At 73.6% G+C, this 4,536-nt stretch carries 5 protein-coding genes; 1 reads left to right on the top strand and 4 read right to left on the bottom strand.

Going from position 1 to position 4,536, the window contains the following annotated elements:
- Positions 1 to 28 precede the first annotated feature (28 nt).
- Positions 29 to 376, bottom strand: a complete 348-nt coding sequence (locus tag ACWD3D_RS33755; protein ID WP_451464522.1) for a chorismate mutase — start codon at positions 374 to 376, stop codon at positions 29 to 31.
- A gap of 226 nt (positions 377 to 602) precedes the next feature.
- Here ACWD3D_RS33755 and ACWD3D_RS33750 point away from each other — a divergent pair, with 226 nt between their 5' ends.
- The gene (locus ACWD3D_RS33750) at positions 603 to 1,490 is read left to right on the top strand and encodes a hypothetical protein (protein ID WP_451464521.1); all 888 of its coding nucleotides are present in this window, start codon (positions 603 to 605) and stop codon (positions 1,488 to 1,490) included.
- A 56-nt stretch (positions 1,491 to 1,546) separates the two neighbouring features.
- Here ACWD3D_RS33750 and ACWD3D_RS33745 read toward each other — a convergent pair whose 3' ends face one another.
- From ACWD3D_RS33745 to ACWD3D_RS33735, 3 genes are all read right to left on the bottom strand, one after another.
- Entirely contained in the window at positions 1,547 to 2,683 is a 1,137-nt protein-coding gene (locus tag ACWD3D_RS33745) for an oxygenase MpaB family protein (RefSeq protein WP_451464524.1), read from the bottom strand.
- A gap of 120 nt (positions 2,684 to 2,803) precedes the next feature.
- Entirely contained in the window at positions 2,804 to 3,829 is a 1,026-nt protein-coding gene (locus ACWD3D_RS33740) for a polyprenyl synthetase family protein (protein WP_451464523.1), read from the bottom strand.
- Between the two features lie 130 nt (positions 3,830 to 3,959).
- On the bottom strand, positions 3,960 to 4,232 hold the full coding sequence (locus tag ACWD3D_RS33735; RefSeq protein ID WP_451464520.1) for a polyprenyl synthetase: 273 nt from the start codon (positions 4,230 to 4,232) through the stop codon (positions 3,960 to 3,962).
- Positions 4,233 to 4,536: the final 304 nt, after the last annotated feature.

The following is a 4,536-nucleotide window of genomic DNA, read 5'->3' as shown; positions in this document are numbered from 1 at the left end:
CGTCCCGCGCGGGTGCCGGGCGGGACGGTCAGGCGTCGGTCGCGGTGTCGCCCTCTGCCGTCCGGTCGCCGGCGGTGGCCTCCTCCGCGATCCGCTCGTGGTGGCGGATCACCTCGGCGACGATGAAGTTGAGGAGCTTCTCCGCGAAGGCCGGGTCGAGCTTGGCGCTGCCGGCGAGCTGGCGGAGCCGCTCGATCTGCCGGGCCTCGCGCGCCGGGTCGGCGGGCGGGAGCTGGTGGGCGGCCTTCAGATGGCCCACCTGCTGGGTGGCCTTGAACCGTTCGGCGAGCATGTGGACGACGGCGGCGTCGATGTTGTCGATGCTCTCGCGGAGCCGGTTCAGTTCCGCGCGTACGGACGGATCGATGTCGTTCATGAGGGACGAGCTTAGACGTTGCGCACCGGCCGTTGGCCGTCGGTGGGTGATCCCGGTCCGGACCGCCGGTGCGGGGCCCGGAGAGCGCTCGTGCGGCCACCCGTAGGGCATCTGGCACGGGCACCTCACACACTCCGACCATCGAAGTCCGACCATCACATGAACCGATCGCGCCCCGTACCGTGGTGCCGAGCGGCGCGAGCCGCCTGCCGGGGGGGGTGGGGACGTGACGGAGAGCGGTCGGAACGGGAGTGCCGTGACGCACGGTTTCCCGCATCTGGGTACCGTCCGGGCCGCGATCACCGCGCTGTACCGGGCGCTGGGTGGCGCGGGCGTGCGCGCGTACGCGCCGAGTCTGCCGGCGTCGGAGGTCGCGTTCACGGACGCCGAGGAGCTGTACGCGGGCGCGCAGCGGATCGCCCGGGCGACGGTGCTGCATCTGCGGTTGCCGGACGCGCGCGTGGTCGTCGGTTTCCGTCGGTCGGAGCACGCGGCCACCGTCGAGCTCACCGCCGGACCCGAGTACTTCGTCGAGCTGAACGACCGCTTCCGGTCCCACCGGCGCGACGTCGGCGCCGCGTTGGCGCACGAGGTCACCCATGTGCTGCTGCACCGGCTGGGGCTGGAGTTCTCCGGCGAGTGGGAGAACGAGATCCTCACCGACACGGTGGCCGTCTATCTCGGCGCGGGCTGGCTGTTGCTGGACGCGTTCCGCGAGGACGCGCTGACCAGCCAGAAACTGGGCTATCTGACTCCGGAGGAGTTCGGGTACGTCCTGGCGAAGAGGTCGCTGGCGTTCGGCGAGGACCCCTCGCCGTGGTTCACCGGCCCGCAGGCGTACCAGGCGTACACCGAGGGCCGGTCCAGGGCACTGCGGGACCTGCGGGTGCCGCCGTTGCGGGCGGCGGGCGCGATGGGCCGGATGCGGTACGCCCGGGACCGGCACCGGGGGATGGCGGCGCCCGGCGCCCCGTACGCCTTCGAGGACGACGGGCCGGGGGCGCGGGTGCTGTTCGACTGCCCGGTGTGCCATCAGCGGCTGCGGGTGCCGGTACGCGGTCCGGTCCGGGCCCGCTGCGGGGTGTGCGGGACGGAGTGGGAGTGCGACACGTGAACGGAGTCGTCCTCCCCGGACCCGCCCCGGGCTCCGCGACCGGACCGGACCGCGCCTCAGACGACCGGGGCGGGCGGGGTCCAGCGCCGGTTGCGGGGGACGGCGGTGGAGAGGCCGTAGTCCTTCTTGAGGTGTTCGGGGATCGCGTAGTGCATCACCCGGCCCCGGGTGAGCGAGGAGAGCTCGAACAGGGTGGTGAAGTGGCCCAGGCGGTCCAGCGCCCACGCCCCGAGCGGTGAGCGGTCCTCGATCGTCTCCAGTACGTTCATCAGCGCGGGGGCGGCCTTGACGAGGGTGTCCCACGGGGTGCGGGCCACGCCGAGCCAGTCGGCGCAGGTGTCGCCGATCAGGTGGCGGATCAGCGCGGAGACGACCGGGTCCAGCAGGGTTCCGGGGACGACCTCCTCGTACAGGTCGACCAGCTGCCGGGTGAGGGCGGCCCCTTCGTCGCTGGGGCCCATGTGCCGGGTCATGTAGAGGTCGGAGAAGGCGCGGGCCTGGTCCAGGTCCTTCGGAGCGTGGTCCTGGTCGACGCCGAGCATCGCGCCGACGACGCGCCAGGCGTAGTGGTAAGCCTCCGCGCCTTCGGCGCTCATGTGGATGCCGAGCCGGTGCAGGGCGTCCAGGACCTGGATCGAGAACATCATCTGTCCGCCGATCATGTCCTCCTGGCAGATCGGCGTGCCGAGGGCCGCCGTGTCCCAGCGGCCCTCGCGCCGCAGGTGGTAGCGGATGGAGGCGTGCAACAGGCGGACCTTCTGGGCGGCGGGGAGGAAGCGTCCGCCTGCCTCGAACGCGTCGGGCCGCATGAGGTAGACGGTGAACTGTCCCGTCTCCGCCATGCGTTTGGAGGGGTAGTTGAGCGAATGCGTCGCCGACAGGAGCTTCGCGATGTGCGGGACGACGTAGCAGGCGGGCATGGCGGCGAACGACAGGGCGGTGGAGATGTGCACGTTGTTGTCGATGAAGAACAGCCGCGCCCTCTCCATCTCCTCCCAGTCGACCCAGGCGGGCGGGCTGCCGGTCTCGTGCAGGTACGCGCGGGCGACGTCCGGCAGCCCGTCGGGAAGTGGCTGCCCGGCCACCGAGACGTACCGCATCAGGGTGTTGAACTTCCCCGTCTCGCCGCGCTCGGAGAGGGTCGCCACCGTGGCGTCGGCGAGTTCGTCGCCACTCTGGCGCAGCGCGTTCATGGACTGCTCGGTCGGGTACACGGGGGCGGCTCCTCTGGACTTTCCGTGCGGTGCGGAGTGCGGTGCGGAGTGCGGTGCGGAGTGCGGTGCGGAGTACAGGGCTGGGTACGGGAGTGGGCTTCAGGCCGGGCGGGTGGTGACCGCGGTGGCCAGGTGGGTGAGTGCGGCGTACGCGGGGGCGGGGAGACCGGCTCCGGCGAGCGCCCGGGTGGCGAGGGAGACCCGGGCGCCGATCATGCGCTCGACGCGGGCGCGCGCCCCGGTGGACTCCACGACCTCGCGTACCAGGTCGAGTTGGGCGACGGTGAGCTTGCTCCGTCCGAGCAGGCGGGAGAGTTCGCGGCGCTCGGCGGGGGTGGCCCCGGCGAGGGCGTGGGCGATCAGCGCGGTGGGCCGGGCGCCGGTGATGTCGTCGGTGTTGGCCTTGCCGGTGTGCTCCGGTTCGCCGAACACGCCGAGGAGGTCGTCACGGAGCTGGAAGGCCTCGCCGAGCGGCAGCCCGTAGTCGGTGAAGGCGTCGCGCAGCGCCGTGTCGCCGCCCGCGAGCGCGGCCCCGATGTGCAGCGGGTGTTCCACGGTGTACTTGGCGGTCTTGTACCGGATCACCTTCAGCGACCGTGCCACGTCGGGCGGCCCGGCGGTGCGCAGGATCTCCAGGGCCTCTCCGGCGACGAGTTCGCGTGCCAGCACGCCCCAGAGGGGGCGGCCCCGGGCCAGGTAGGCGCCGGGCAGGCCGCAGCCGGTGAACAGCTGGCCGGCCCAGGACATCAGCAGGTCGCCCGCGAGCATCGCGAGCGAGGCGGCGCGGGGGTTGACCCGGGTGCCCCCGGCGACGGAGGCGCGCAGGGCGACGTGGGCGGTCGGCAGGCCGTGCCGGAGGTGGCTGTCGTCGATGATGTCGTCGTGGACGACGGCCGCCGCGTGGACGAGTTCCATGCTGGCCGCCGCGCGGACCATGGCCGCGCTGTCCGGCTGCCGCGCCGCCCGCCAGCCCCAGTAGCAGAAGGCCGACCGCAGCCGTTTGCCGTGCGCGGTGGCGTTCGCCAGCACGGCCGCGAGCGGGGCGAGGTCCTCGTCGACGGCGAGTAACGCCTCGGTCTCCGCGTCGGTGAACCGCCGCAGTTCGTGATCCACCCGGGCCCGCAGCGCGGCAAGGTCCGAGGGCTCGGGGGCTGCCGGTGGGACGGACGCGGCGGCGGCACGGGGTCCGGACGCCGGGCGGGAAGGCTGCCTGGGTACGCCGTGCACCGGCGGCCCGGGTGCGAGACCTACGGGCTCAGGCACCGGGTCCGCCCGCACCCCGGGTACGGGCGTGGCGAGCGAGGATCTCCAGGTGCGCGGGCCCCGTGCCGACCCGGTCCAGCGCCAGCCGGCCGCGTGCCCTCAGGTCCTGCTCCCCCTGCTGGGCGAGGTCTCCCAGGTCCGAGCGGCCGAGCAGCCCGCGTGCGGCCGTCCACGCCGCTCCGCAGGTGGTCAGGGCCAGGTCGGCCAGACCGGCGGCGAGCAGGACCGGCCCGCTCCCGCCGTCTTCCCGGGTCTCCGCTGTCATGTGTGCCCGCCCTTCCCGAACGGCGCGCCGCCGCTCCGGCGCCGCTTCGGTGGGCAGGCTGCCCCGGCGGTGGGCGGGGGAAGCGCCCGCCACTCCATGTGATGATCACTCGTTCGCCCGTACTACTCCCCCGGCCCGGCCCCGCGGAGCGCGACGGCACAGGACAGCACGACGCCCGGTCCGGAGAACCGGACCGGGCGTCGCCCTTCGTGCGTACCCGCGTCCACCGCGGTGTCTCAGGGACACCGGGGACGCGGCGCCTTACGCGGCGCGGCGGGTCCGGGGTGCGCCCCCGCCGTTGCCG

The organism is Streptomyces sp. NPDC002690 (genome assembly GCF_053592415.1).
Note: the sequence above shows the minus strand (reverse complement) of the source record. Positions and strands in the feature narration are given on the sequence as shown.